Here is a 25,534-nt window from a genome sequence, read left to right as displayed (position 1 = left end):
TTGGCTAAGGGGGCGGCAGCCCTTCCGGCATAGCGGACAAATGTTCGTGACAGGCCAGCCACAGGCCTTGTTTTTGTTGTGTGCCAGACCCTTGTCGTGTGAAGACAATGGTCTCGCGCTCCTGGCTAAAAAATTGCTCCCCGTTCATGCGCAGCTCGGTGGCCACGTCATGCATAAAAATCGCCACATCACCTTGCAGGCTGACAAAGGCGTTGCTTGAAGTGCAGGACAGCACCTCAAACCCCTCGTCCTGGCGCCAGCTGTCCCACAACGCCTGGTAGGCATCGCGGCTGAGCAGCGGCTGGGGGAGGGTGTAGAACACAAAGCTGGCATCGGCCGTGAACGCGCCGAAGTAGGCGGCGCGGTCATTGCGGGCGAAGGCCGAGACCAGGTCGGCCGCGGCCTGCAGCACCTCGTGCGTGCTCATCAGCGATGCGCCACGCCGGGCAGTACACACAGCATCTCGTACAGCAGGTTGGCGCCGAGCAGCGAGGTGTTGCCGGTGGTGTCGTAAGGCGGCGAAACCTCTACCAGATCGCAACCAATCAGGTCGAGGCCCTGGCAACCACGGATAATCTCGATCGCCTGGATGGTGGTCAGCCCGCCGATTTCCGGCGTGCCGGTGCCCGGTGCCCAGGCCGGGTCGATGCCGTCGATGTCGAAGCTCAGGTACACCGGGCCGCCGCCGACTTTTTCACGCACCTCGGCCATCAATGGCGCGAGCGAGTGGTGCCAGCATTCTTCAGCCTGGACCACGCGGAAGCCCTGTTTGCGGCTCCAGTTGAAGTCTTCGGCGGTGTAGCCCTGGGCGCGCAGGCCGATTTGTACGACGCGATCGCAATCGAGCAAGCCTTCTTCCACCGCGCGGCGGAAGGTGGTGCCGTGGGCGATTTTCTCGCCGAACATGTGATCGTTGACGTCGGCGTGGGCATCGATGTGCACCAGCCCGACCTTGCCGTGTTTCTTGTGGATCGCCCGCAGGATCGGCAGGGTGATGGTGTGGTCGCCGCCCAGGGTCATCGGGATCACGTTGTGCTCGAGGATCTCATCGTAGGCTTCTTCGATGATGCGCACGGCGTCGAGCAGGTTGAAGGTGTTAATCGCCACGTCGCCGATGTCGGCAACCGACAGGGAGTCGAACGGTGCGGCGCCGGTGGCCATGTTGTAAGGGCGGATCATCACCGATTCGGCGCGGATTTCCCGCGGCCCGAAACGGGTGCCGGCGCGCAGCGAGGTGCCGATGTCCAGGGGCACGCCAACAAAGGCGGCATCCAGGCCTTTGGCCGTTTGCAGGTGGGGAAGTCGCATCATGGTGGCGATGCCGGCGAAGCGCGGCATTTCGTTGCCGCCCAGTGGTTGGTGAAAAATCTTGTCCACGGGATTGCCTCATCGTTGTTTTGTTTATTAGGGGCCGATTCTGCGAAAAGCCCAGGGCGGGAAGAATCGGCAGGGGCAAATACTTAGTTCAGATTTTTCTAAACTAATGCCTGAGGTAAACTCCCCGGCCTGTGTTGGGCGCAACCGATCCTTTCTGTCGAGCCCCGGCCCAGTGTGGGAGCTGGCTTGCCTGCGATAGCGGAGGGTCAGCCACATAGCTTTTTTTGATACGCCGCCATCGCAGGCAAGCCAGCTCCCACAATGGGATCGCGTGCATTCGCTGAATCTGGAGAACCCATGGCCAACGCCTTGCCCGACCTGAAACTCCTGCGCATCTTCGTCAGCGTCGTGCGCCACCAGGGGTTCGCCAACGCCCAGCACGAACTCAACCTGTCGACGTCGGCCATCAGCACTTATATGAGCCAGCTGGAGTCGGCGTTGGGCTTGGTGCTGTGCCATCGCGGGCGCGGCGGGTTCAGCCTGACCAGCAAGGGCGAGCTGTTCCATCACGAAACCCTGCGCCTCCTGGGCGAATTGGAAGGCTTCGAGCAATACGCTGCAGCGCTCAAAGGCGAGTTGCGCGGCACACTGAAGCTGGGCGTGCTCGACTCCACCGTCAGCGACAAGGCGCTGCCGTTCGCAGAGGTTATTGGCGCCTACAGCCAGGAACACCCGGCCGTGCACTTGCACCTCTCGGTGATGAGCCCTTACGAACTGCAACTGGGTGTGCAGGACAATCGTCTGGATTTGGCCATTGGCGCCTTTTCCAACCGCATGAGCGGGCTGATCTACATGCCGCTGTACCGCGAGCAACACTGGTTGTATTGCAGCACCCGCCATCCGTTGTTCAACGAACGGCGCATCCCCGAACAAGTGATCACCCAACAGCGCATGGTCGGGCGCGGCTACTGGAGCCAGGCTGAACTGGCGCGCCACGGCTTCAAACACAGCGCGGCAACGGTGGAAAGTATGGAAGCTCAGTTGATTCTGGTGCTGTCCGGCGCCTACATCGGCTACCTGCCCGAGCATTACGCCCAGGCCTGGGCCGACAAGGGCGACCTGCGCGTATTATTGCCGGCGACCTTCGGCTATCAGGCGCCATTTTCGATGATCATGCGCCGGGGCCGTAGCCGCGAGCCGCTGATCCAGACCTTCCGCGATTTACTCAAAGCACAGCTCAACCAGGCCTGAAACCATGTCCCGACCCCAATGCTCCCGCTGCCTGCGGCCTGTCACCCATTGCCTGTGCGCGCTGATCCCCAGCCTCGACAGCCGCACCCGCGTGTTGCTGTTGCAGCACCCGAGTGAGGTCAACCATGCGCTCAATACCGCGCGGCTGGCAGCGTTGGGGTTGAACAATGCGCAATTGGTGGTGGGCGAGGTGTTTGAGGATTTGCCGACCTTATTGAACCCGCCCGGCTACCAGGCGCGGTTGTTGTTTCCCGCTGAGGATGCGCAGCCTTTACAGGCCTATACCCCGACTGACGAACCTATGCTGCTGGTGGTGCCTGACGGTACCTGGCGCAAGGCGCGCAAATTGTTGCACCTCAATCCGTTACTGGCGGCCTTGCCTCGAGTGACCCTGGCCGAGGGCGCGGTGTCCCGCTACCGGCTGCGCAAGGCGCCCGGGCCAGGTGCGTTGTCGACGGTGGAGGCGATTGTGCAGGCATTGCAGGTGCTGGAGGCGCCGGCGTCTTTTGATGCATTGCTCAAACCGTTTGAGGCGCTTATTGAGGGGCAGATTGCTGCGATGGGAGAAGAGGTGTTTCGTAAAAATCATGGCGACGGGCAGTTGGGGTAGCCGGTTCATCGAGGTGCGGCCTTTGCAGGCAAGCCAGCTCCCACATTGATCCCGGATACCTGTGGGAGCGGGCTTGCCCGCGATAGCGCCCTTACAGGCCACACACCACTCGCTTATTCCTATAAGCCATAAGCACCATACTTTGCGTGATATGGCCCGCCAGCCTTTCCCGGTATGATGTTCGCCCCCGCAGTCTGGATTGCGAATACGCCATGACCTTGCAGTACCCTACAATCGCCGATTGCGTCGGCAACACGCCCCTGGTCCGCTTGCAACGCATGGCGGGTGAAACCAGCAATACCCTGTTGCTCAAGCTCGAAGGAAACAACCCGGCCGGGTCCGTCAAGGACCGCCCGGCGCTGTCGATGATCGCCCGCGCCGAACTGCGCGGGCAGATCAAGCCCGGCGACACCCTGATCGAAGCCACCTCGGGTAACACCGGCATCGCCCTGGCCATGGCCGCGGCCATCAAGGGTTACAAGATGGTATTGATCATGCCCGACAACGGCAGCGCCGAACGCAAGGCGGCAATGACCGCCTACGGCGCCCAGCTGATCCTGGTCACCCAGGAAGAAGGCATGGAAGGCGCCCGCGACCTCGCCGAGCGCATGGCCGCCGAAGGCCGTGGCGTGGTGCTTGACCAATTTGCCAACGGTGATAACCCGGAGGCGCACTACACCACCACCGGTCCGGAAATCTGGCGTCAGACCCAGGGCACCATCACCCATTTCGTCAGCTCGATGGGCACCACCGGCACCATCATGGGCAACTCGCGCTACCTCAAGGAGCAGAACCCGGCGATCCAGATCGTCGGCCTGCAGCCGATGGAAGGCGCGGCTATCCCCGGCATTCGCCGTTGGCCCGAAGAGTACCTGCCGAAGATCTACAACGCGACGCGTGTGGACCGCATCATCGATATGGCCCAGCGCGAAGCCGAAGACACCACCCGCCGCCTGGCGCGTGAAGAAGGCATTTTCTGCGGCGTGTCCTCCGGCGGCGCCGTGGCCGGTATGTTGCGTTTGTCCAAGGAAGTGGAAAACGCAGTGATCGTCGCGATCATCTGTGACCGAGGCGACCGTTACTTGTCGACCGGCATTTTCGACGAACCCAACTGATGGCCAAGCACGAGAGAGGCCTGCGCTTTCAACCGACGGGCGGCAGCCGGGCCCCGCAAATTCCGGTAGGCAAGAAGCAGCGCCTGACCATCGAGCGCCTGGCCAACGACGGCCGCGGCATTGTGTTCTTTGAAGGCCGCACCTGGTTTGTAAATGGCGCGCTCGCCGGCGAAGAGGTCGAAGCACGGGTATTGGGCGCCCACGGCAAAGTGGTCGAGGCCCGCACCGAGCGCGTGTTCACGGCCAGCGAACTGCGCCGTCCGGCACCCTGCGCCCATTTTGGCCGCTGCGGCGGTTGCAGCGTGCAGCACTTGCCCCACGCCGAACAACTTGCCCTGAAACAGCGCATGCTCGCCGAACAACTGTCTCGCGTCGCCGGTGTCGAACCGCAGGTGTGGGCCGAACCTTTGAGTGGCCCGGAGTTCGGCTACCGCCGACGCGCCCGCGTGGCGGTACGCTGGGATGCCAAGGCGAAAAAACTTGAAGTGGGTTTTCGCGCGGTGGCCAGCCAGGACATCGTCGCCATCGATGATTGCCCCGTGCTGGTACAAGCCTTGCAACCGATCATGCAGCGTTTGCCGAACATGCTGCGCCGCCTGAGCAAACCGCAGGCGCTGGGGCATGTGGAGTTGTTCAGCGGCTCGTCGATTGCCGTGCTGCTGCGGCATATGGCGCCGTTGTCCGAGGCAGACCTGCTGATCCTGCAGGAATTTTGCACCTTCCATGACGCGCAGTTGTGGCTGCATGGCGAGGGTCAGCCGGAGCCGGTCGAGACGGATTCGGCGTTGGGTTATCGGTTGGAACAGTGGGATTTGGAGTTGGCTTATCGGCCCGGGGATTTTGTGCAGGTCAACGCCGGCGTCAACGCCGCGATGGTCGCCCAGGCCCTGGAATGGCTGGCGCCACAGCCCGACGAGCGGGTACTGGATTTGTTCTGCGGGCTGGGCAACTTCGCTTTGCCACTGGCCCGGCAGGTGCGTGAAGTGGTCGCGGTAGAAGGTGTGCAGACCATGGTGGACCGGGCGGCGCAGAATGCCGTCAGCAACAATTTGCATAATGTGCAGTTTTTTCAGGCCGATTTATCCCAGCCTTTGACTGACGCGGAGTGGGCCAAACAGGGCTTTTCTGCGGTACTCTTGGACCCACCCCGTGATGGTGCCCTGGAGGTTGTGCGCAAGCTCGCGACCCTTAAGGCCAAGCGTCTGGTGTATGTGTCCTGCAACCCGGCCACGCTGGCGCGGGACACGGTTGAGTTGGTCAAGCAGGGCTACCGGCTAAAACGTGCCGGGATCCTCGACATGTTTCCGCAAACCGCGCATGTCGAGGCCATGGCGTTATTTGAAGCGGGCTAGGATGCCCGTTTAATCCGACTGGCCTGCATTCTCCAAGGCCGTGACCTGCCAGGGAGTGTGTGTAAGCTTTATTCAGGTAAAGCAGGTCAGCGATGATTTTTGGCGCATTAAAGGTGCGTCGTAGGGAAGGTAAGCAAGATGGTACAGGTGAGAGCACACCAGCCGATCAACACCGACGGCAGTATCAATCTCGAGGCATGGCTGGATCATGCCGTCAGTGTCGACCCGGCACTGGACCGTGAAGCCTTGAAAGCAGCCTGCGAGTTCGCTCGTGAGTCTGAACAACAAGACAATGCGGCCAAAAACCTCTGGGCGGAGGGCACGTCAAGCTTTCGCACCGGGTTGGAAATCGCCGAGATCCTCGCCGATCTCAAGCTCGACCAGGATTCGCTGATCGCCGCCGTGCTCTATCGCGGCGTGCGTGAAGGGCACATCCCGTTGCCGACGGTCAGCCAGCGTTTCGGCGCGGTCGTGGCCAAACTGATCGACGGCGTGCTGCGCATGGCGGCTATCAGTGCCAGCCTCAGCCCGCGCCAGTCGATGGTGCTGGGCACCCAGGGCCAGGTCGAGAACCTGCGCAAAATGCTGGTGGCGATGGTCGACGACGTACGCGTTGCGCTGATCAAGCTGGCTGAACGCACCTGCGCGATTCGTGCGGTGAAGACCGCCGACGACGAAAAGCGCAACCGGGTGGCCCGCGAAGTCTTCGACATCTACGCGCCGCTGGCGCATCGCTTGGGCATCGGCCATATCAAGTGGGAGCTGGAGGACTTGTCCTTTCGCTACCTCGAGCCCGATCAATACAAACAGATTGCGACGCTGCTGCATGAGCGGCGGCTCGACCGTGAGCGCTTTATCACCGACGTGATGGGCCAGCTGCGTTCCGAGTTGCAGGCCACCGGCGTTGACGCCGACATCAGCGGCCGCGCCAAACACATCTATTCGATCTGGCGCAAAATGCAGCGCAAGGGCCTGGCCTTCAGCCAGATCTACGACGTGCGCGCCGTGCGCGTGCTGGTGCCGGAAATGCGCGACTGCTACACCGCGCTGGGTATCGTCCACACCTTGTGGCGGCACATTCCCAAGGAGTTCGACGACTACATCGCCAACCCCAAGGAAAACGGCTATCGCTCCCTGCACACTGCGGTGATCGGCCCTGAGGGCAAGGTGCTGGAGGTGCAGATCCGCACCCACGCCATGCACGAAGAGGCTGAACTTGGGGTGTGCGCGCACTGGCGCTACAAGGGCACCGACGTCAAGGCCGGGTCCAACCAGTACGAAGAGAAAATCTCCTGGCTGCGCCAAGTGCTCGAGTGGCACGAAGAACTCGGCGACATCGGCGGCCTTGCCGAACAGCTGCGGGTGGATATCGAGCCCGACCGCGTTTATATCTTCACCCCCGACGGCCACGCCATCGACTTGCCCAAGGGCGCCACGCCGTTGGACTTTGCCTACCGCGTGCACACCGAAATCGGTCACAACTGCCGGGGCGCCAAGATCAACGGGCGCATCGTGCCGCTCAACTACAGCCTGCAGACCGGTGAACAGGTCGAGATCATCACCAGCAAGCACGGCACGCCGAGCCGCGACTGGCTGAACCCGAACCTGGGCTACATCACCACATCGCGGGCACGGGCGAAGATCGTCCACTGGTTCAAATTGCAGGCGCGCGACCAGAACGTCGCGGCCGGTAAAACCTTACTCGAGCGCGAGCTGGCGCGCCTGGGCCTGCCGCAGGTGGACTTCGACAAGTTGGCCGAAAAAGCCAACATGAAGATCGCCGAGGACATGTTCGCAGCCCTTGGCGCCGGCGACTTGCGCCTGGCGCAACTGGTCAACCTGGCGCAGCAACTGGTCGAGCCAGAGCGCGGCAGCGAGCAGTTGGAGCTGATCCCGCGCAAAGCCACCGGCTACAAACCGGGCAAGCGCGGCGATATCCAGATTCAGGGCGTGGGCAACCTGATGACGCAAATGGCCGGCTGCTGCCAGCCGTTGCCGGGCGACGCGATCGTCGGTTACATCACTCAGGGCCGTGGCGTAAGCATTCACCGCCAGGATTGCGCCTCAGTGCTGCAACTGGGCGGGCGCGAGCCGGAACGGATCATCCAGGTCAGCTGGGGCCCGGTGCCGGTGCTCACTTACCCGGTGGACATCATCATTCGCGCCTACGACCGTTCCGGCTTGCTGCGTGACGTGTCGCAAGTGCTGCTCAATGAGCGGATCAACGTGCTGGCGGTCAATACCCGCTCGAACAAAGAGGACAACACGGCGCTGATGTCCCTGACCATCGAGATTCCGGGCCTGGACGCGTTGGGTCGGTTGCTGGGGCGGATTTCCCAGTTGCCGAACATCATTGAGACGCGGCGTAATCGCACACCATGAGCAGCTGGATGAGCGCGGACTGAAAATGTGGGGCAGTTTTATGTGGGCGCTGGCTTGCCTGCGATAGCATCGCCTGGGTCTGCCAGCTACACCCAGTCGCCTGCATCGCAGGCAAGCCAGCTCCCACTGAACGCGGACAGAGATTGACTGATGTATGCACTTGAAGACCTGCTGCACCTGATGAACCGCCTGCGAGACCCAAAGTACGGGTGCCCGTGGGACATCAAGCAAACCTACGCAACCATCGTCCCGCACACCCTGGAAGAAGCCTACGAAGTCGCTGATGCCATCGAGCGCGGCGACTTTGATCACCTGCAAGGCGAACTGGGCGACCTGTTGTTTCAGGTGGTGTATTACAGCCAGTTGGCGAAGGAAGAAGGGCGCTTTGAATTTGCTGGGGTGATCGACAGCATCACCCGCAAGTTGATTCGCCGCCATCCTCACGTATTCCCCACGGGTGATCTGTATGCGCCGCTGGATATTCCTCAGCTGAGTGAAGAGCAGGTCAAGGAGCGTTGGGAGCAGATCAAGGCTGAGGAGCGCGCGGAAAAGTCCGACGCGCCACTGCAGCTGTCCCTGCTCGATGACGTGCCCACGGCGTTGCCGTCGCTGTCGCGCGCCGCCAAATTGCAAAAGCGCGCCAGCCAGGTCGGCTTTGACTGGCCCGCCGCCTTGCCGGTGGTGGACAACGTGCGCGAAGAGCTGGATGAAGTGCTCGAAGCCATGGCCGATAACGACCCGGTGGCGATTGCCGATGAAGTCGGTGACCTGCTGTTTGCAGCGGTCAACCTGGCCCGGCATCTGAAGGTTGACCCGGAAGCTGCGTTGCGTGGCGCCAATGCCAAGTTCGAACGACGTTTCCGATTTATCGAACAGGCATTGCGCGATACGCATCAATCCATAGAAGATTGCACCCTCGAAGAGTTGGACGCCCTGTGGGGTGAAGCCAAACGCCAGGAAAAGAATCTGTCCAGCTGCGGTTAAGCAGTTGCCTAAGTGAGTAAGCACCATGAGCCTTTCCCTTCGCGACCAGTTGCTTAAAGCAGGTCTGGTCAACCAAAAGCAGGCCAAGCAGGTCGGCAAAGAGAAACAGAAGCAGCAGCGCCTGGTCCACAAGGGTCAAGCCGAAGTGGACGACACCCAGGCACGCCTGGCCGCCGAGGCGCATGCCGAGAAGGTCAAGCGCGACCAGGAGCTGAACCGCCAGCAGCAGGAAAAAGCCGAGGCCAAGGCCCGTACGGCCCAGGTCAAACAATTGATCGAGACCTCGCGCCTGCCCAAGCTGACCACCGAGGACTACTACAACTTCGTGGATGACAAGAAGGTCAAGCGCCTGTCGGTCAACACGCTGATGCGCAACAAGCTGAGCAACGGCTCCCTGGCAATCGTGCACCATGGCGGCGGTTACGAGGTGATCCCGCGTGAGGCGGCGCTGAAGATTCAGGAGCGTGCGCCGGAGCGTATCGTGCAGCTCAATATCCTCACCGAAAGCCAGGTGCCGGATGAGGATGATCCATACGCCGCGTACCAGATCCCGGATGACTTGATGTGGTAAGGCGTTAAAACAATCGGGCGTGCCAGGCGCGCCCAACGCCAAAGCCTATAAACACAAACCCCGCTCAAAAGGCGGGGTTTGTGTTTATAGGCACCCTGGCTGCGTGGGGCTGGGGGCCTAGCGGATTTCAGTATTCAGGAGCTTTGTGCCTGGCGTTTCATCTCTAGAGATTCGAGCTCGTTTTTATAATTGTGGGCTTCGTTCTCGTTGTGGAACATGCCGACCAGTTGGTCTTGTTGATGGACATCCCAGATGTGAATCCCATGGCCCAGTGCTTCGTGAGACATGTGTGCATCGTCGCGTTCAGTTACTTTTACAGTCATCTGCTTGCTCCAATCTCTGGTTGATCTGCGGCAAGTCGTCGCAGGCCTCTTTTATATGTTTTGTTAGCTTGCTAAGTAAACCGATTTTGCACGCAACAATTCATTGCACAAACTGCAACTGTCCCGCAGGCCCCGTAATCCGCGACATTGCGTCGCAGGGGGCTGAGTTTTATGACAAAAGTTTCATGTTCTTCTTAGGCTTTAGCCTTGTTCTGCCCGCGCCAACGCCATCGCAGGCAAGCCAGCGCCCACCGTTGAAATGCATTCCAGTGTGGGAGCTGGCTTGCCTGCGATAGCGGTAGAAGCTCCAACACACACAACCTGCAGGCGAAAAAAAGCCCCGCATTCAGCGAGGCTCGTTTTTCAGCTCATCAGCCGATCAGCTCCCTTTGACAGCCTTGCCGTCAACGGTGCCGTCCAGCAGCATGATGTTGTATTCCTTGCCGTCGGTTTCCACCTGACGCAGGGCAACCAGGATGCCGCCCCAATCCTTGGCAAACCACATCTGAGTGATGCGCTTGCTCTGGGAAGGGTCGCGCACGCGCTCAACCTTGATTGCATCAATGGCGCCGGCTTTGGTCTGGACCTTTTCCGGGCCGATCACGCGAAAGTCATAAGTATCGACGTCGGTGCCTTCGACCACGCGGTAGCTCATGCTTTTCTTGCCAGCGGCGACGTCGCGCTGCAGGGCAAGCTGATAAGTCGATTTGTCGAGCATGCCACTTTCGAGCGTGACGTTGACCGGGTCCTTGTTTTCGAAACCGGTGACCTTGTTGGCCGCGTGGTCGAAATCCAGGTTGATCTTCTTCGCCTTGCCCAGGCCGCCGCGTTCGAAGCTGTAGCTCTTGGGTTGCAGTGCGTCCTTGTCGAACAGGATCACGCTGGTTTCGGTGAGGCTGGCGATCATCATGGAAGCTTTGAAGTTCAAGGTCCAGGTGCCATTGTCATTCTTGGTCAGGCTGCGTTCGGCCGAACCACTCATGGGCAACTGTTTCCAGTCGGCGGTGTAGCTGGCGGAGAAAGGGTGAAGGTCTGCTGCTTGCACGGCAGGCAAGGCGAACAGCGCAAAAGCGAAGAGCAAGGCGCGACGCATAAAATCTCCTAGGTTCGAATCAAGTGGCCGCTGGCCGTAAGTAATTGGCCGTCCAATAATGCACCGTGATCGCCAAGAATCAACCGCCCCTCGGCAAACCAGCGAACAGCCAGCGGGTAAATCCTGTGTTCCTGGGTGTGAACCCGTTGCGCAAGTGTCTGCGCTGAATCTGCAGACTCTACCGGAACCACTGCCTGTACGACCAGAGGGCCGCCATCGAGTTCCTCGGTCACAAAGTGCACGCTGCAGCCGTGCTCGCTGTCGCCAGCCTCAAGCGCACGCTGGTGCGTGTGCATGCCTTTGTACTTGGGGAGCAGGGAAGGGTGGATATTGAGCAGGCGCCCTTCGTAGTGCCGCACGAAATTGGCGCTCAGAATGCGCATGAAGCCGGCGAGGACCACGAGTTTGGGGTTGAAGGCGTCGATCAGTTCGATCAAGGCGCTGTCGAAGGCCTCGCGGCCTTCGAAAGCCTTGTGATCCAGGGAGCGGGTTTCAATGCCCGCGTCCCTGGCGCGTTGCAGGCCGTAGGCGTCGCTGCGATTGGAGATCACCGCAGCGATGCGCACCGGGCTGTCGCCGGTGTGCGTGCTGTCGATCAGGGCCTGCAAGTTACTGCCGGTGCCGGAAAGCAGCACCACGACATCACAGGTCTGAGACATCAATGAGCCTTGAGGTTCTTCAGTTCAACCTGAGCTGCGCCTTCCGGGGCAGTTGCGATCTGGCCGATGACCCATGGCTGCTCGCCCGCTTCACGCAGAACGTTCAGCGCCGCTTCAACATGCTCTTGAGCCACGCAGATGACCATGCCGACGCCGCAGTTCAGCACGCGGTGCATTTCGGTCTCGTTGACGTTGCCTTTCTCTTGCAGCCAGTCGAATACCGCAGGACGCTGCCAGCTGGCCACGTCGACGATCGCCTGGGCGCCTTTTGGCAGGACGCGCGGGATGTTGTCCAGCAGGCCGCCGCCGGTGATGTGGGCCATGGCTTTGACGGCGCCAGTGTCCTTGATCAGCTTGAGCAGTGGTTTGACGTAGATGCGTGTCGGGGCCATCAGCAGGTCGGTCAGCGGCTTGCCGTCGAGTTGGATGTTCTCGATGTCGGCGCCGGACACTTCGATGATCTTGCGGATCAGCGAGTAGCCGTTGGAGTGCGGGCCCGAGGATGGCAGCGCGAGCAGGGCGTCACCGGCAGCGACTTTGGAGCCGTCGATGATTTCGGATTTTTCGACAACGCCGACGCAGAAACCGGCCAGGTCGTAGTCTTCGCCTTCGTACATGCCTGGCATTTCAGCGGTTTCGCCGCCGACCAGGGAGCAACCCGACAGTTCACAGCCTGCGCCAATGCCGGTCACGACCTGGGTCGCGGTTTCGACATTGAGCTTGCCGGTGGCGTAGTAGTCGAGGAAGAACAGTGGCTCGGCGCCGCACACCACCAGGTCGTTGACGCACATGGCAACCAGGTCGATGCCGATGCTGTCGTGCTTGTTCAGGTTCAAGGCCAGGCGCAGCTTGGTGCCCACGCCGTCGGTGCCGGAGACCAGCACAGGCTGCTTGTAGCCGGCCGGGATTTCGCAGAGGGCGCCAAAACCGCCCAGGCCGCCCATGACTTCGGGGCGCGCAGTGCGCTTGGCGACGCTCTTGATGCGTTCGACCAATGCTTCACCGGCGTCGATGTCTACACCGGCGTCCTTGTAGCTCAGGGAGGGTTGCTTGCTCATGATCCAGGCCTTTAGGGGGGATTTCTGGGTAACGACCGAGCTGGCGAAGGCTTTCGTGAAGAGGCCCAGCCGTTGACGGTCTGCGAAGGCGCGCGATTTTATCAGGCTTGAGGGGCAGCGGCCATCCTCGGGCCGACGGGCAGGGCCATAAAGGTTAAAAAGCCCGGTTAAAAAATTGCTAATCGTCTCTGTGGTGGCGCGTATTAAGGTATAGCCTTTAACCCGCTATCGTTATGACAGTACGAAAACTTACCGCGACCCTGTGAATGTTTTACCGGCTGCTGTGGTCACAGCCTGGCAAGCCGGGTTCACGCGGTCTGTTCCAGCCGCTAAATTTGTCGTTCGGGAATCTTCCATGCGTCTGTGTAAATTCTTCTTTGTAGGCTGCTTGTCGTTGGTCAGCCTGGCGAGTCATGCCGAAACCCTCAATGGCCTGTATCAAGTGCTTGAACCGGTCAGCAGCCAGTCGCCCCAAGAGCGCGACCAAGCCACCCAGCGAGCCGTGCAAACCCTGGTGATCCGCCTGACCGGCGACGCCAAGGCCGCCGAAGGCCCGGGCCTGGCGGCAATTCGCAAAGATCCGCAGCAAATCATCAGCCAGTATGGCTACGACGCTGGCCCACCCGAGAGCCTGCAGGTGGATTTCGACCCGGTGAGCACCGATCGCGCCCTGCGTGCAGCGGGCCTGTCGATCTGGGGCAGTAATCGGCCGTCGATTCTCGGCTGGTGGCTGAACGACTCCACCGAAGGCAGCAGCCTGGTGGGTGATGGTCAAGCTGTTGCCGGTGCCCTGCGCCGTGCGGCGCAACACCGGGGTTTGCCATTGCGCCTGCCGTTGGGTGATCTGGATGAACAGGTCGTCGCCACTGCGCCGAATCTGGAAAGCGCCGATGCCACGCCACTGCGTGCAGCCTCCGAGCGCTACGGTGCCGACGCGTTGCTCGCGGTGCACGCCCGTCAGGAAGGCAATCAGTGGCAGGCCAAATGGCGCCTGTGGCTGGGCGACAAGACTGAGCAGGGCACCGCCCAGGGCGCCGACACCGCTGCCGTGGCCGACGCCGTATTGCTCGCTGTCAGCCAAAAGCTGGCGCCACGTTTTGCGGTCAAGCCCGGTGTGAGCAGTGAGCAATTGCTCGAAGTGCAGGGCATGAACCTGGAACGCTACGCTGCACTGGGCCATCTGCTCGAACCCTTTGGTGGTCAGCCGCAATTGGTCGACGGCACTCGCATTGTGTACCGCGTCAACGGCAGTGCTGATCAGCTGCGTACTCAGTTGAGCCTGGCCAAGTTGCAGGAAGTGCCCGCGGGCGAAGCTGCCGTTCAGCCGCCGGTGGCAGAGGGTGCGCAGGCACCCGCAGCACCTGAACCTCAGGCTCAACTGCGTTTTCGGTGGTAAGTGTTCTTCCTCTATAGATAGAAGCAAATAATGGAGTGGTTTATGGCGGATACGCGTCGTTGGGTGTGGCTTGGCGGGATTGTCCTGCTGTGCGTTTTTGTGTTCTTGCTGCATTCGATCCTGACGCCGTTCCTGGTCGCGCTGCTGCTGGCTTATCTGTTCGATCCCGTGGTGGATCGTCTGGAGAAGGCCGGCCTGTCGCGCACCTTGGGTGTGGTAGCGGTGTTTGCCTTGTTCACGTTGATCATCACCGCGCTGGTATTGGTGCTGGTGCCGATGCTGGCCAAGCAGCTGTTTCGCCTGTATGAACTGGCGCCGCAGATGCTTGACTGGTTGCAGCACACGGCAATGCCGTGGGCGCAGGCCAAGCTGGGGCTGGCGGACGGTTTCTGGAAGTTCGACAAGGTCAAGGCGGCGATCAGTGAGCACATGGGGCAGACCACCGATATTGTCGGTGTCGTGCTCAGTCAGGCCACGGCGTCCAGTTTGGCGTTGATCGGTTGGTTGACCAACCTGGTGCTGATCCCGGTGGTGGCGTTCTACCTGCTGCGTGACTGGGACATCATGATGGCCAAGATCCGCGGCCTGCTGCCGCGCAACAACGAGGAGCGCATCGTCTCGCTGGCGGAAGAGTGCCATGAGGTGCTCGGCGCGTTTGTGCGGGGCCAGTTGCTGGTGATGCTCGCGCTGGGGATCATCTACGCCGCGGGGTTGATGGCGATCGGCTTGGAGCTGGGCCTGTTGATCGGCTTGATTGCCGGTCTGGCTGCCATCGTGCCGTACATGGGCTTTGTGATCGGGATTGGCGCGGCGCTGGTGGCGGGGTTGTTCCAGTTTGGCGGCGACCTGTACCCGATGCTGGGGATTGTTGCGGTGTTTATGGTCGGCCAAGCCCTTGAAGGGATGGTATTGACGCCCTTGCTGGTGGGCGACCGGATCGGCCTGCACCCGGTGGCGGTGATCTTTGCGATCCTGGCAGGCGGTGAGCTGTTTGGCTTTACGGGCATCCTGCTGGCGCTGCCGGTGGCGGCGGTGATCATGGTGCTGGTGCGCCATGTGCATGATCTGTACAAGGATTCGGATGTGTACACCGGGGTTGAAGACCCCGACCTGTAACCGCTTCGTCACAAACCCGGCCCAGGCCGGGTTTGTTGTTTCTACGGGCAGGGCGTCAAACAATTTGCGCAAATCGCCCAAGTTAACGCAAACCTTTGATTTTGCTTGTGGTCTGCTGCATTGTGCGCCCGGCGTCACGGGTATAAACTTTGCAAACTTTACACAGAGGCCACTAACGGTTCGTTTGGAGCCGTTCAGTCAGCATGAAACCGATTCAGCTGCCCTTGGGTGTGCGTCTGCGTGACGACGCCACCTTTATCAATTACTACCCAGGCGCCAATGCCGCTGCACTCGGCTATGTCGAGCGGCTTTGCGAAGCCGACGCCGGGTGGACTGAAAGCCTGATCTATCTGTGGGGCAAGCACGGCGTGGGGCGTACCCACCTGTTGCAGGCGGCGTGCCTGCGCTTCGAGCAAATGGGCGAACCGGCGGTTTACCTGCCGTTGGCGGAGTTGATGGACCGTGGTATCGGCATCTTCGACCATCTGGAGCAATACGAACTGGTATGCCTGGATGATCTGCAGGCGATTGCCGGCAAGGCGGATTGGGAAGAGGCGCTGTTCCACCTGTTCAATCGGCTGCGTGACAGCGGCCGGCGCCTGTTGATCGCCGCGTCTACCTCGCCGCGTGAATTGCCGGTGAAGCTGGCCGACCTCAAGTCGCGCCTGACCCTGGCGCTGATTTTCCAGATGCGCCCATTGTCCGACGAGGACAAATTGCGTGCTCTGCAATTGCGTGCATCCCGTCGCGGCCTGCACCTTACCGACGAAGTCGGGCATTTTATTCTCACTCGCGGCACCCGCAGCATGAGTGCATTGTTCGATTTGCTCGAACAGCTCGATCAGGCCTCGTTGCAGGCCCAGCGCAAGCTGACTATCCCCTTCCTCAAGGAAACCCTCGGCTGGTAGCCAGCCCTTGTAGTGCGCGGCTTTCGGCAAATTTCAGGCGCCAGAAAACCTGCGTTTGGGCCGCTTTGGCCACGCAAAAGGCGTGTAATGGGTGTTAAGCGGTTAGATGTCATCGTTCAAACAAGAAGTCACATAGATCACGATTGAATTTGCAAATCGATGTGATAGTGGGCATAGTCTCGACTTCTTTACATACCAGCCACGGTCGTGCCCATGCTAAATCGCTTCGCACCCCTCGTGCCTCTCGCACTCGTTACCCTGTTGTTTGGTTGCGCCACCCACACTCAAAACGTGGCTGAGCAGCAAAAACCAGCACAACAGTCCCAGGCAAAATTCGTTGCAACGCAGTCTTCCACTGTTTACGAGGAAGAAGTTGCGACTGAAAAAGAACTCGCCGACTTCGCCGGCAGCAAGCCTTACCAGCTTCCAGTTCTGGCCGACAGCATTCTTGAACGCGGCATGTCCCTGATCGGTACCCGTTACCGTTTCGGCGGTACCTCTGAGGCCGGTTTCGACTGCAGCGGCTTCATCGGCTACCTGTTTCGTGAAGAAGCCGGCATGAACCTGCCTCGCTCGACCCGCGAAATGATCAACGTGGATGCACCGTTGGTCGCACGCAATAACCTCAAGCCCGGTGATCTGCTTTTCTTTAGTACGGCGGGCCGTGGTCGTGTGAGTCACGCCGGTATCTACTTGGGCGATAACCAGTTTATTCACTCCAGCAGCCGTCGCAGTGGTGGTGTGCGCGTCGACAACCTGGGTGACAGCTACTGGAGCAAAACCTTCATCGAAGCCAAGCGCGCACTCGCCATGGCCCCGACGACGGTTACCGCTAGTAAGTAAAGTTAAAGTGATACTTGAAGTTTGACGTGTAAGCGCTAGAATCCCTGGATATTGTTGTAATCCGTTCGCGCGAGCTTTGCTTGCGCGTTCTGGTTTTCAGCGTTCGGCAGCGAAAAGCCGCATCCAGACCAGGATTGTTCTGCCCATGTCGACCTCAGCCCGCCTCATTCTTCTTGTTTGCGCCGCGCTCCTCAGCGCCTGCGCAAGCCGTCCACCGCCGCCCGCTCCCGTAGCGGTCAAGCCCAAGCCGGTGTTCAATTACTCCACGCAGAATTTCTCGCCGGCAGCCGAAGACGTGCTCTTTCGTGCGCTGGGCCTGGTCGGCACGCCTTATCGCTGGGGCGGCAACACGCCGGACTCCGGGTTTGATTGCAGCGGCCTGATCGGGTTTGTCTACCGTGACGCCGCGGGCATCAGCCTGCCGCGCACCACCCGTGAATTGATCGTGATGCGTGCCCAGGACGTGAGCGAAAATAACCTGCAGACCGGCGACCTGATCTTCTTCGCCACTGGCGGCGGCTCAAAGGTGAGCCACGCGGGCATCTACGTGGGCGAAGGGCGATTCGTGCATGCACCGCAGACCGGCGGCACGGTGAAGCTGGATACGCTGTCCAAAGCCTATTGGCAAAATGCCTACCTGAGCGCCAAGCGCGTGTTGCCGGCGAGTCTGGCGCGTAACCCGTAAGGTGAGTGCAGATCCCAATGTGGGAGCGGGCAACCCCGCTCCCACATTGGTTTTAGGCTGTACCCGGGATCGGCTATTTGACTGCCGACACCCGCCACACCTTATTCCCCACGTCATCGGCCACCAGCAAATCTCCCTGCTGATCAATCACCACGCCGACCGGTCGGCCCATGGCTTTCTCATCGCTGTTGAGAAACCCGGTCAGCACATCCACCGGCTGGCCTTTGGGTTGGCCGCCTTCGAACGGCACGAAGATCACCTTGTAGCCACTGTGCGGTTTGCGGTTCCACGAACCGTGCTGGCCGATAAACGCGCCGTTGCTGAACTGCGCCGGCAGTTTGCTGCCCTCGGCGAAGGTCAGGCCCAATGATGCGGTGTGCGGCCCCACGGCATAGTCCGGAGCGATGGCCTTGGCGACCAGGTCCAGGTTCTGCGGCGTGACGCGCACATCCACGTGTTGCCCGTAGTAGCTGAATGGCCAGCCATAAAACGCGCCATCCTTGACCGACGTGATGTAGTCCGGCACCAGGTCGCTGCCGATCTCGTCGCGCTCATTCACCGCCGTCCACAGCTTGCCGCTCTGCGGTTCCCAGGCCATGCCGTTGGGGTTGCGCAGGCCGGAGGCGAAAATCCGGTGCTGGCCTGTGGCGCGGTCGACTTCCCAGATCGCCGCGCGGCCTTCTTCGGCTGCCAGGCCGTTTTCGCCGACGTTGCTGTTGGAGCCAACACTCACGTACAGCTTGCTGCCGTCCTTGCTGGCCACCACGTTTTTCGTCCAGTGGTGGTTGATGCTGCCGCCCGGCAGGTCAACCACCGTGGTGCCGGCGGCCTTGATCGCGGTTTCGCCCGGTTGATAGGGGAAGCGCAGCAGTTTGTCCGAGTCCGCCACGTACAGGTCGTTGCCGACCAGGGTCATGCCGAACGGCGAGTTGAGGTTCTCCAGGAACACGGTGCGGGTCTCGGCCACGCCATCGTGATCGGCATCGCGCAGCAGGGTGATGCAGTTCGGGCTCGGCACGGCCGCACCGGCGCGCCCCATGACCTTCTCCATCACCCAGCCGCGAATGCCCTTGGCGTCATCCGGCTTGGGCGGCGCGTTGGTTTCTGCCACCAGCACGTCGCCGTTGGGCAATACATACAACCAGCGCGGGTGATCCAGGCCTTCTGCAAACGCCGCGACCTGAGTGCCGGCGGCGGCCGTAGGCTTCGCGCCGTCTGGCCAGCCAATCGCCGGGGCAATGTTTACGGTGGGGATCAGGGTTTTGTTCGGCTCCGGCAGCTTGGGCGCAGGCCCGGTGCCGTCGGACACCTGCAGGGTAGAGCTTTCACCGCAGGCGGCGAGGGTGCCTGCGAGCATGATCAGTAAGGCAAGTCTGGTTTTATGCATGGTTTTCTCCTTGATACCTGTAAGGGTAGAGGCGTTTGCCGGTCCGATCGTTCAAGTGCAAGGCCGGCTTTAATTGACGCTCCACCCCCAACCCACTAACCTTCGCGGCTTGTTCCAGGTGCTCTGTGACCTGTGGGTCGACAGAGTGAAACAGGGAAGCCGGTGAGTGAGCGCACTTGTACACAGTGCTGCCGCGATTCCGGCGCTGCCCCCGCAACGGTAAATGAGTCAAAACGGTGCCTTTTGCCACTGTATCCGCGTGATATGGGAAGGCGCGCCGTCGGCCTGCTCGCTCGCTGAGCAAGCGCCACTCATGAGTCCGGAGACCGGCCTGGATCATCCAACAGCATCACGGTGGGCGATGCTTGGCTGTCTGTTTGTCTATTTTCCTGCCCGCCGTTTTTTGTCCAGCCCCAACGGAGAGCTGCCATGACCGATTCCCCCGACCGCGACGAACGCCACCTGGCGCGCATGCTGCGCAAAAAAGCCGTGATCGACGAGCGCATCGCTAACTCCCCGAACGAATGCGGCTTGCTGCTGGTATTGACCGGCAACGGCAAAGGCAAAAGCAGCTCGGCGTTTGGCATGCTTGCCCGTGCCATGGGCCACGGCATGCAGTGCGGCGTGGTGCAATTCATCAAGGGGCGCAACAGCACCGGCGAGGAGCTGTTCTTCCGCCGCTTCCCCGAGCAAGTGCGCTTTCACGTGATGGGCGAAGGCTTTACCTGGGAAACCCAGGACCGCCAGCGCGACATCGCCGCCGCCGAAGCCGCCTGGGCGGTGTCCCGCGCAATGCTGCAAGACCCTTCCATCGGCCTTGTGGTGCTGGATGAACTGAACATCGCCCTCAAGCACGGCTACCTCGACCTGGACCAGGTACTCAGCGACCTGCAAGCCCGCCCGCCGATGCAGCACGTGGTGGTCACCGGCCGTGGCGCCAAGCCCGAGTTGATCGAAATGGGCGACACCGTCACTGAAATGGGCATGCTCAAGCACGCGTTCCAGGCCGGTATCAAGGCACAGAAGGGCGTCGAACTTTGAATCAGCCCCGTCATTGCCCGGCCGTACTGATCGCCGCACCGGCATCCGGCCAGGGCAAAACCACCGTCACCGCCGCGCTCGCCCGTTTGCACCGCAACCTGGGGCGCAAGGTGCGCGTGTTCAAGTGCGGGCCGGACTTTCTCGACCCGATGATTCACGAGCGCGCCAGCGGTGCGCCGGTGTACCAGTTGGACATGTGGATGGTCGGCGAGCAGGAAAGTCGCCGTTTGCTGTGGGAAGCGGCCGGCGAGGCTGACCTGATCCTGATCGAAGGCGTGATGGGCCTGTTCGACGGTACGCCTTCCAGCGCCGACCTGGCGCGGCACTTTGGTGTGCCGGTGCTGGGCGTGATCGACGGCACCGCCATGGCCCAGACCTTCGGCGCGCTGGCCTTGGGCCTGGCGCGTTATCAGCCGGACCTGCCGTTCGCCGGCGTGCTGGCCAACCGCGTTGGCACCCTACGCCATGCGCAATTGCTTGAAGGCAGCCTCACTGAAGGCCTGCGCTGGTACGGTGCGTTGTCGCGTGAAACCGGCATCGAGTTGCCCAGCCGCCACCTGGGCCTGGTGCAAGCCAGCGAATTGAATGACCTCGATATGCGCCTGGACGCCGCCGCCCAAGCCCTGGGCAGCAGCTGCGAAGTCGCCGTGCCGCCACCGGTGACGTTCGCCGCGCCCGAAGTGATCGAGGCCGAGCCGCTGCTGGCGGGCGTGCGTATCGCCGTGGCCCGCGACGAAGCCTTTGCGTTTACCTACGGTGCAAGCCTCGACCTGCTGCGCGCGATGGGCGCCGAGTTGCGCTTCTTCTCGCCGATTCACGATAGCCAATTGCCTGAGGCCGACAGCCTCTATCTGCCCGGTGGTTATCCGGAATTGCACCACCAGGCGCTGTCGGAAAACACCCCGATGCTTAACGCCATTCGCGCGCATCACGCGGCGGGCAAACCCTTGCTCGCCGAGTGCGGCGGCATGCTCTACCTGCTGGACTCGCTGACCGATGTCGACGGCAACCGTGCCGAATTGGTTGGCCTGCTGCAGGGCGACGCGGTGATGCAAAAGAAGCTGGCGGCGCTGGCTTTGCAAAGTGTCGAGTTGCCGGAAGGCGTGCTGCGCGGCCATACCTATCACCATTCGCTGACCAGCACCGAGTGGCAGCCGATCGCCCGAGGCTTGAGCCCTAACGGCGGGCGTGGTGCCGAAGCGGTTTACAGGCAGGGGCGGATGACGGCTTCCTACGTGCACTTTTACTTCCCCTCCAACCCGGCGGCGGTGGCGGCATTGTTTGCGCCTGGCCCTGAGACCGCTATCGCGGGCAAGCCCGCTCCCACAACTGACCAAGTTGAAACTCAATCCAATGTGGGAGCGGGCTTGCCCGCGATAGGGCCATGACTGACAACGCCTTCCCCGAAGCCGAACGCCAGGCCGTCTACCGCGCCATCGCCGAACGCCGTGACATGCGCCACTTCACCGGCGGCAGCGTGTCCCCCGAGTTGCTGCAACGCCTGCTCCAGGCCGCACACCAGGCGCCCAGCGTCGGCTTGATGCAACCGTGGCGATTCATCCGCATCAGCGACCGCGCCCTGCGCGGCCAAATCCAGCAACTGGTGGAAGAAGAGCGCGTGCGCACCGCCGAGGCCCTGGGCCAGCGCTCCGACGACTTCATGAAGCTCAAGGTCGAAGGCATCCACGACTGCGCCGAAGTGCTGGTGGCTGCGCTGATGGATGATCGCGAGCGCCACATCTTTGGCCGGCGCACCTTGCCGGAAATGGACATGGCCTCGTTATCCTGTGCAATCCAGAACCTGTGGCTGGCCGCCCGCGTCGAAGGCCTTGGGATGGGCTGGGTTTCGTTGTTCGAACCCCAGGCCCTGGCCGACCTGCTGGGGTTGCCGGCGGGTGCAAAGCCCCTGGCCGTGTTGTGCCTGGGCCCGGTGGCCGAGTTCTACCCGGCACCGATGTTGCAACTCGAAGGCTGGACCGAACCACGGCCGCTGAGTGACATGGTGTATGAGAATGTGTGGGGAGTGAGTCAATGAGTGTGGCCTTGCTGTGTGTCGCTGCGGTGGCGCTGGATGCGCTGCTGGGCGAGCCCAGGCGCTGGCATCCGCTGGTGGCGTTCGGCAACTTTGCCGGGCGCATCGAAAAACGTTTCAACAGCGGCGGCCGCGGGTGGCGCAGCCACGGCGTGACCGCATGGTTTATCGCGGTGGTGCCGCTGACGTTGTTGGCCACTCTGTTGTCGTGGGCGCCGTATATCGGCTGGGTGCTGGAGATTCTGGCGCTGTACTTGGCGCTGGGCATGCGCAGCCTTGGCGAGCACGTGATTCCCGTCGCCCAGGCGTTGCGCAGTGGCGACCTGGATGAAGCGCGTAAACGCGTGAGCTACCTCGTCAGCCGTCAGACCAGCGAACTGGATAGCACCGAAGTCGCGCGCGCCGCGACTGAATCGGTGCTCGAGAACGGCAGCGATGCGGTGTTCGCCGCGCTGTTCTGGTTTGTCGTGGCCGGCGTGCCCGGCGTGGTGCTTTATCGCTTGAGCAACACCCTCGATGCCATGTGGGGTTATCGCAACGAGCGCTTTGAGCGTTTCGGCTGGGCGGCGGCAAAAATCGACGATGTGCTCAACTACATTCCTGCGCGTCTGGTGGCGTTGACCTACGCGGTACTCGGCAAAACCCGCCTGGCGCTTAAATGCTGGCGCACCCAGGCGCCGACCTGGGACAGCCCCAACGCCGGGCCGGTGATGGCGGCCGGTGCGGGCGCTTTGGGTGTTGAATTGGGCGGCGCGGCGATTTATCACGGCGAGCTGCATCAGCGTGCGCAGTTGGGCGAAGGCCCGGCGGCCGATGCCGACGCCATCGACCGTGGCTGGCAACTGGTGCAGCGCGGCGTATGGTTATGGCTGTTGATCCTGTGCGCGGGGGCGCAATTTTATGCTTGAGCACGGTGGCCGGCTGCGCAGGGCAGTGATTCAGTACGGGATTGCCGAGGCGGACTGGCTCGACCTGTCCAGCGGCCTGGCGCCCTGGCCGTGGCCGATTCCCGAGATTCCGCTGCGGGCCTGGGCGCGATTGCCGGAAACCGACGACGGCCTGGAAAAGGCCGCCAGCGAGTACTACGGCGCCGCCCACGTGTTGCCGGTGGCGGGTTCCCAGGCGGCGATCCAGTTGCTGCCGCGTTTGCGCCGCTCCGGCAAGGTCGGCGTGTTGTCGCCGTGTTATGCCGAACACGCCGAAGCCTGGCGCCGCGCCGGTTACGTGGTGCGCGAAGTGCAGGAGCAGGAAGTCGACTTTTTTCTCGACGGCCTCGACGTGCTGGTGGTGGTCAATCCAAATAACCCCACCGGCCTGAGTCTGCCGCCGCAGCGCCTGCTCGACTGGCACTCACGGCTGGCCCAGCGCGGCGGCTGGCTGGTGGTGGACGAAGCGTTTATGGACGTGACCCCGCAATTGAGCCTCGCCAGCCAGGCCCATCAAGTCGGCCTGATTGTGTTGCGCTCATTCGGCAAGTTCTTCGGCCTGGCCGGTGTGCGCCTGGGCTTTGTGCTGGCGGAACGCAAGCTGCTCAAGTTGTTGGCCGAACAGCTCGGCCCGTGGGCAGTCAGTGGGCCGACACGGGTGCTTGGCCAGGTGTGCCTGCGCGATACGGCCGGGCATGCCGAACAGCGTCATCGCTGTATCGAGGCTGGCCAGCGCTTGTTTGCGCTGCTTGAGCGCCACGGCTTTGAGCCTAAGGGCGGTTGCGCGTTGTTCCAATGGCTGATCACCCCACACGCCGAACGCCTGCACGAATTCATGGCCCAACGCGGCATCCTGCTGCGCCTGTTTGTCCACGACAGCAGCCTGCGCTTCGGTCTGCCCGACACGGAGGCCGATTGGTTGCGACTCGATGAGGCCCTGGCCGCTTACAAGGACGCCGCATGAGTACGCTGATGGTGCAAGGCACCACGTCTGACGCCGGTAAGAGCACGCTGGTGACCGCGCTGTGCCGTTGGCTGGTACGCCAAGGCATTGGCGTGGTGCCGTTCAAACCGCAGAACATGGCGCTCAACAGCGCCGTCACCGCTGAGGGCGGCGAGATCGGCCGCGCCCAGGCCGTGCAGGCCCAGGCCGCGAATCTGGCGCCGCACACCGACATGAACCCGGTGCTGCTCAAGCCCAACAGTGACACCGGCTCCCAAGTGATTATCCATGGCCGTGCCGTGACCAGCATGAACGCCGTGGCCTATCACGACTACAAAGCCATTGCGATGCAGGCGGTGCTCGCCTCCCATGCACGGTTGAGCGAGGCCTACCCGGTGGTGATGGTGGAAGGCGCGGGCTCCCCGGCGGAAATCAACCTGCGCGCCAATGACATTGCCAATATGGGTTTCGCCGAGGCCGTGGATTGCCCGGTGCTGCTGATCGCCGATATCAATCGCGGCGGGGTGTTTGCGCATCTGGTCGGCACCCTCCAACTGCTGTCGCCGACCGAGCAGGCGCGGGTCAAAGGCTTCATTATCAATCGCTTTCGCGGTGATATCGCACTGTTGCAGCCGGGGCTCGATTGGCTCGAGGCGCACACCGGCAAGCCGGTAGTGGGCGTGCTGCCCTACGTGATGGACCTGCACCTGGAGGCCGAAGACGGCATCGACCAGCGCCAGATCGACAAGGCCGCCCAAGTACTCAAGGTGGTGGTGCCGGTGTTGCCGCGCATCAGCAACCACACGGATTTTGACCCGCTGCGTTTGCATCCCCAGGTGGATTTACAGTTTATCGGCCCTGGCCAGGCCATTCCGGCTGCCGACCTGATCATCCTGCCGGGCTCCAAAAGCGTGCGCAGCGATCTGGCCTATTTGCGCGCCAACGGCTGGGACACTGCCGTTGCGCGGCACTTGCGCTATGGCGGCAAGGTGCTGGGGATTTGCGGCGGGCTGCAGATGCTCGGCGAGCAGGTGCATGACCCGCTCGGCCTGGAAGGGTTGGCCGGTTCCAGCGACGCCCTGGGGTTGCTGGCGTTCAGCACGACGCTGGAACAGGAGAAACAATTGCGCAATGTGCGCGGACGGTTGCTGCTGGAAAATGCCGAAGTCAGTGGTTATGAAATCCATGCGGGCGTGACCGCCGGCAGTGCCCTGTCGAACGCCGCCGTGCTGTTGGATGACGGCCGCAGTGACGGTGCCCTGAGTGAAGACGGTCAGATTCTTGGCACGTATCTGCACGGCGTGTTCGAGACTCCGGCGGCGTGCAGTGCGTTACTGCGCTGGGCCGGGCTGCAGGATGTGCAAGAGGTGGATTACCACGCCCTGCGCGAGCGCGATATTGAGCGCCTGGCGGACCTGGTGGAGCACCATCTGGACACCGAACTGTTGCGCAAGCTATGCGGGATCTGACGGTGTACACCCAATCCCCCAGCAGGCGCCGGCCCGCCTGCGATGGCGCCCGGCCAGCCAACCCCGGTTCAAC

25 protein-coding genes and 1 riboswitch are annotated in these 25,534 nt (G+C 61.8%); of the genes, 18 read left to right on the top strand and 7 right to left on the bottom strand.

The window, feature by feature from the left end:
• Window positions 1-4: 4 nt before the first annotated feature.
• The gene (locus ABWL43_RS21105; protein ID WP_404484108.1) at window positions 5-427 is read right to left on the bottom strand and encodes a YybH family protein; all 423 of its coding nucleotides are present in this window, start codon (window positions 425-427) and stop codon (window positions 5-7) included.
• Window positions 427-1,377: an agmatinase gene (speB, locus tag ABWL43_RS21100; protein WP_064453522.1), complete on the bottom strand. Its 951-nt coding sequence runs from the start codon at window positions 1,375-1,377 to the stop codon at window positions 427-429. Before speB ends, ABWL43_RS21105 begins: the two co-directional genes overlap by 1 nt.
• Before the next feature lie 297 nt (window positions 1,378-1,674).
• Between speB and ABWL43_RS21095 the strand changes: the two genes are divergently transcribed.
• The 7 genes from ABWL43_RS21095 to ABWL43_RS21065 all read left to right on the top strand — a co-directional run bounded on the left by ABWL43_RS21095 (window position 1,675) and on the right by ABWL43_RS21065 (window position 9,582).
• Window positions 1,675-2,568: a LysR family transcriptional regulator gene (locus ABWL43_RS21095; RefSeq protein WP_179676935.1), complete on the top strand. Its 894-nt coding sequence runs from the start codon at window positions 1,675-1,677 to the stop codon at window positions 2,566-2,568.
• Window positions 2,569-2,572: 4 nt separating this feature from the next.
• On the top strand, window positions 2,573-3,178 hold the full coding sequence (locus ABWL43_RS21090; RefSeq protein WP_242195698.1) for a tRNA-uridine aminocarboxypropyltransferase: 606 nt from the start codon (window positions 2,573-2,575) through the stop codon (window positions 3,176-3,178).
• A gap of 212 nt (window positions 3,179-3,390) precedes the next feature.
• Window positions 3,391-4,293, top strand: a complete 903-nt coding sequence (gene cysM / locus ABWL43_RS21085; RefSeq protein ID WP_145158973.1) for a cysteine synthase CysM — start codon at window positions 3,391-3,393, stop codon at window positions 4,291-4,293.
• Window positions 4,293-5,645, top strand: a complete 1,353-nt coding sequence (gene rlmD, locus ABWL43_RS21080) for a 23S rRNA (uracil(1939)-C(5))-methyltransferase RlmD (protein ID WP_369301285.1) — start codon at window positions 4,293-4,295, stop codon at window positions 5,643-5,645. The genes cysM and rlmD overlap by 1 nt, the downstream gene beginning before the upstream one ends.
• Window positions 5,646-5,783: 138 nt before the next feature.
• A complete protein-coding gene (gene relA, locus ABWL43_RS21075) occupies window positions 5,784-8,027 on the top strand; it encodes a GTP diphosphokinase (protein WP_017134872.1) in 2,244 nt (747 codons plus the stop codon).
• Window positions 8,028-8,177: 150 nt separating this feature from the next.
• Window positions 8,178-9,011, top strand: a complete 834-nt coding sequence (mazG, locus tag ABWL43_RS21070; protein WP_404484102.1) for a nucleoside triphosphate pyrophosphohydrolase — start codon at window positions 8,178-8,180, stop codon at window positions 9,009-9,011.
• Between the two features lie 25 nt (window positions 9,012-9,036).
• Window positions 9,037-9,582 (top strand): DUF2058 domain-containing protein, encoded by a 546-nt coding sequence (locus ABWL43_RS21065; RefSeq protein WP_014719402.1) that lies wholly within the window; start codon window positions 9,037-9,039, stop codon window positions 9,580-9,582.
• A 134-nt stretch (window positions 9,583-9,716) separates the two neighbouring features.
• Here the strand turns inward: ABWL43_RS21065 and ABWL43_RS21060 are convergent, their stop codons facing one another.
• The 4 genes from ABWL43_RS21060 to purM all read right to left on the bottom strand — a co-directional run bounded on the left by ABWL43_RS21060 (window position 9,717) and on the right by purM (window position 12,715).
• The gene (locus ABWL43_RS21060) at window positions 9,717-9,905 is read right to left on the bottom strand and encodes a hypothetical protein (RefSeq protein WP_145158967.1); all 189 of its coding nucleotides are present in this window, start codon (window positions 9,903-9,905) and stop codon (window positions 9,717-9,719) included.
• Window positions 9,906-10,284: 379 nt separating this feature from the next.
• Window positions 10,285-10,998: a DUF3108 domain-containing protein gene (locus ABWL43_RS21055; RefSeq protein WP_106576404.1), complete on the bottom strand. Its 714-nt coding sequence runs from the start codon at window positions 10,996-10,998 to the stop codon at window positions 10,285-10,287.
• Between the two features lie 8 nt (window positions 10,999-11,006).
• Window positions 11,007-11,657: a phosphoribosylglycinamide formyltransferase gene (purN, locus tag ABWL43_RS21050; protein ID WP_404484098.1), complete on the bottom strand. Its 651-nt coding sequence runs from the start codon at window positions 11,655-11,657 to the stop codon at window positions 11,007-11,009.
• Window positions 11,657-12,715 (bottom strand): phosphoribosylformylglycinamidine cyclo-ligase, encoded by a 1,059-nt coding sequence (gene purM / locus ABWL43_RS21045; RefSeq protein WP_145158963.1) that lies wholly within the window; start codon window positions 12,713-12,715, stop codon window positions 11,657-11,659. Before purM ends, purN begins: the two co-directional genes overlap by 1 nt.
• Window positions 12,716-13,070: 355 nt before the next feature.
• On the opposite strand from purM, the gene ABWL43_RS21040 reads away from it, so the two are divergent.
• The 5 genes from ABWL43_RS21040 (at window position 13,071) to ABWL43_RS21020 (ending at window position 17,663) form a co-directional block, all read left to right on the top strand.
• Entirely contained in the window at window positions 13,071-14,111 is a 1,041-nt protein-coding gene (locus tag ABWL43_RS21040) for a DUF2066 domain-containing protein (RefSeq protein WP_106576406.1), read from the top strand.
• A 42-nt stretch (window positions 14,112-14,153) separates the two neighbouring features.
• Window positions 14,154-15,227: an AI-2E family transporter gene (locus ABWL43_RS21035; protein WP_242195687.1), complete on the top strand. Its 1,074-nt coding sequence runs from the start codon at window positions 14,154-14,156 to the stop codon at window positions 15,225-15,227.
• A gap of 203 nt (window positions 15,228-15,430) precedes the next feature.
• Window positions 15,431-16,135, top strand: coding sequence for a DnaA regulatory inactivator Hda (hda, locus tag ABWL43_RS21030; protein ID WP_017134884.1), 705 nt, complete (start codon window positions 15,431-15,433; stop codon window positions 16,133-16,135).
• 213 nt (window positions 16,136-16,348) lie between these two features.
• The gene (locus ABWL43_RS21025) at window positions 16,349-16,978 is read left to right on the top strand and encodes a C40 family peptidase (protein WP_106576408.1); all 630 of its coding nucleotides are present in this window, start codon (window positions 16,349-16,351) and stop codon (window positions 16,976-16,978) included.
• Between the two features lie 145 nt (window positions 16,979-17,123).
• Window positions 17,124-17,663 carry a C40 family peptidase gene (locus tag ABWL43_RS21020; protein ID WP_145158957.1) on the top strand — a complete coding sequence of 180 codons (540 nt, stop codon included), beginning with the start codon at window positions 17,124-17,126 and terminating at the stop codon, window positions 17,661-17,663.
• A 73-nt stretch (window positions 17,664-17,736) separates the two neighbouring features.
• On the opposite strand, the gene ABWL43_RS21015 is transcribed toward ABWL43_RS21020, so the two are convergent.
• Window positions 17,737-19,050, bottom strand: a complete 1,314-nt coding sequence (locus tag ABWL43_RS21015) for a PQQ-dependent sugar dehydrogenase (protein WP_404484093.1) — start codon at window positions 19,048-19,050, stop codon at window positions 17,737-17,739.
• A 99-nt stretch (window positions 19,051-19,149) separates the two neighbouring features.
• A riboswitch (cobalamin riboswitch) is annotated at window positions 19,150-19,400 on the top strand.
• Window positions 19,401-19,479: 79 nt separating this feature from the next.
• Here ABWL43_RS21015 and cobO point away from each other — a divergent pair.
• The 6 genes from cobO to ABWL43_RS20985 are packed head-to-tail and all read left to right on the top strand — an operon-like array spanning window position 19,480 to window position 25,461.
• Window positions 19,480-20,091: a cob(I)yrinic acid a,c-diamide adenosyltransferase gene (gene cobO, locus ABWL43_RS21010; protein WP_060756089.1), complete on the top strand. Its 612-nt coding sequence runs from the start codon at window positions 19,480-19,482 to the stop codon at window positions 20,089-20,091.
• A complete protein-coding gene (locus tag ABWL43_RS21005; protein ID WP_404484089.1) occupies window positions 20,088-21,479 on the top strand; it encodes a cobyrinate a,c-diamide synthase in 1,392 nt (463 codons plus the stop codon). Before cobO ends, ABWL43_RS21005 begins: the two co-directional genes overlap by 4 nt.
• Complete coding sequence (bluB, locus tag ABWL43_RS21000; RefSeq protein WP_404484087.1) at window positions 21,476-22,126, top strand: 5,6-dimethylbenzimidazole synthase; 651 nt, start codon at window positions 21,476-21,478, stop codon at window positions 22,124-22,126. Before ABWL43_RS21005 ends, bluB begins: the two co-directional genes overlap by 4 nt.
• A complete protein-coding gene (cbiB, locus tag ABWL43_RS20995) occupies window positions 22,123-23,031 on the top strand; it encodes an adenosylcobinamide-phosphate synthase CbiB (protein WP_404484084.1) in 909 nt (302 codons plus the stop codon). The genes bluB and cbiB overlap by 4 nt, the downstream gene beginning before the upstream one ends.
• Window positions 23,024-24,013, top strand: coding sequence for a threonine-phosphate decarboxylase CobD (gene cobD, locus ABWL43_RS20990; RefSeq protein WP_145158945.1), 990 nt, complete (start codon window positions 23,024-23,026; stop codon window positions 24,011-24,013). Before cbiB ends, cobD begins: the two co-directional genes overlap by 8 nt.
• Window positions 24,010-25,461: a cobyric acid synthase gene (locus ABWL43_RS20985; protein ID WP_404484081.1), complete on the top strand. Its 1,452-nt coding sequence runs from the start codon at window positions 24,010-24,012 to the stop codon at window positions 25,459-25,461. The genes cobD and ABWL43_RS20985 overlap by 4 nt, the downstream gene beginning before the upstream one ends.
• Window positions 25,462-25,534: the final 73 nt, after the last annotated feature.

It is taken from the genome of Pseudomonas sp. HT11 (assembly GCF_044875395.1).
GTDB lineage: Bacteria > Pseudomonadota > Gammaproteobacteria > Pseudomonadales > Pseudomonadaceae > Aquipseudomonas.
The sequence above is the reverse complement of the archived record's forward strand: the minus strand, read 5'-3'. Positions and strand labels throughout refer to the sequence as shown.

What these genes read in the sequence shown, in the direction of transcription:
- ABWL43_RS21105 (WP_404484108.1), bottom strand. Translation starts at nt 427, where the DNA reads ATGAGCACGCACGAGGTGCTGCAGGCCGCGGCCGACCTGGTCTCGGCC.
- ABWL43_RS21095 (WP_179676935.1), top strand. Translation starts at nt 1,675, where the DNA reads ATGGCCAACGCCTTGCCCGACCTGAAACTCCTGCGCATCTTCGTCAGC.
- ABWL43_RS21090 (WP_242195698.1), top strand. Translation starts at nt 2,573, where the DNA reads ATGTCCCGACCCCAATGCTCCCGCTGCCTGCGGCCTGTCACCCATTGC.
- cysM (WP_145158973.1), top strand. Translation starts at nt 3,391, where the DNA reads ATGACCTTGCAGTACCCTACAATCGCCGATTGCGTCGGCAACACGCCC.
- rlmD (WP_369301285.1), top strand. Translation starts at nt 4,293, where the DNA reads ATGGCCAAGCACGAGAGAGGCCTGCGCTTTCAACCGACGGGCGGCAGC.
- relA (WP_017134872.1), top strand. Translation starts at nt 5,784, where the DNA reads ATGGTACAGGTGAGAGCACACCAGCCGATCAACACCGACGGCAGTATC.
- mazG (WP_404484102.1), top strand. Translation starts at nt 8,178, where the DNA reads ATGTATGCACTTGAAGACCTGCTGCACCTGATGAACCGCCTGCGAGAC.
- ABWL43_RS21065 (WP_014719402.1), top strand. Translation starts at nt 9,037, where the DNA reads ATGAGCCTTTCCCTTCGCGACCAGTTGCTTAAAGCAGGTCTGGTCAAC.
- ABWL43_RS21060 (WP_145158967.1), bottom strand. Translation starts at nt 9,905, where the DNA reads ATGACTGTAAAAGTAACTGAACGCGACGATGCACACATGTCTCACGAA.
- ABWL43_RS21055 (WP_106576404.1), bottom strand. Translation starts at nt 10,998, where the DNA reads ATGCGTCGCGCCTTGCTCTTCGCTTTTGCGCTGTTCGCCTTGCCTGCC.
- purN (WP_404484098.1), bottom strand. Translation starts at nt 11,657, where the DNA reads ATGTCTCAGACCTGTGATGTCGTGGTGCTGCTTTCCGGCACCGGCAGT.
- purM (WP_145158963.1), bottom strand. Translation starts at nt 12,715, where the DNA reads ATGAGCAAGCAACCCTCCCTGAGCTACAAGGACGCCGGTGTAGACATC.
- ABWL43_RS21040 (WP_106576406.1), top strand. Translation starts at nt 13,071, where the DNA reads ATGCGTCTGTGTAAATTCTTCTTTGTAGGCTGCTTGTCGTTGGTCAGC.
- ABWL43_RS21035 (WP_242195687.1), top strand. Translation starts at nt 14,154, where the DNA reads ATGGCGGATACGCGTCGTTGGGTGTGGCTTGGCGGGATTGTCCTGCTG.
- hda (WP_017134884.1), top strand. Translation starts at nt 15,431, where the DNA reads ATGAAACCGATTCAGCTGCCCTTGGGTGTGCGTCTGCGTGACGACGCC.
- ABWL43_RS21025 (WP_106576408.1), top strand. Translation starts at nt 16,349, where the DNA reads ATGCTAAATCGCTTCGCACCCCTCGTGCCTCTCGCACTCGTTACCCTG.
- ABWL43_RS21020 (WP_145158957.1), top strand. Translation starts at nt 17,124, where the DNA reads ATGTCGACCTCAGCCCGCCTCATTCTTCTTGTTTGCGCCGCGCTCCTC.
- ABWL43_RS21015 (WP_404484093.1), bottom strand. Translation starts at nt 19,050, where the DNA reads ATGCATAAAACCAGACTTGCCTTACTGATCATGCTCGCAGGCACCCTC.
- cobO (WP_060756089.1), top strand. Translation starts at nt 19,480, where the DNA reads ATGACCGATTCCCCCGACCGCGACGAACGCCACCTGGCGCGCATGCTG.
- bluB (WP_404484087.1), top strand. Translation starts at nt 21,476, where the DNA reads ATGACTGACAACGCCTTCCCCGAAGCCGAACGCCAGGCCGTCTACCGC.
- cbiB (WP_404484084.1), top strand. Translation starts at nt 22,123, where the DNA reads ATGAGTGTGGCCTTGCTGTGTGTCGCTGCGGTGGCGCTGGATGCGCTG.
- cobD (WP_145158945.1), top strand. Translation starts at nt 23,024, where the DNA reads ATGCTTGAGCACGGTGGCCGGCTGCGCAGGGCAGTGATTCAGTACGGG.
- ABWL43_RS20985 (WP_404484081.1), top strand. Translation starts at nt 24,010, where the DNA reads ATGAGTACGCTGATGGTGCAAGGCACCACGTCTGACGCCGGTAAGAGC.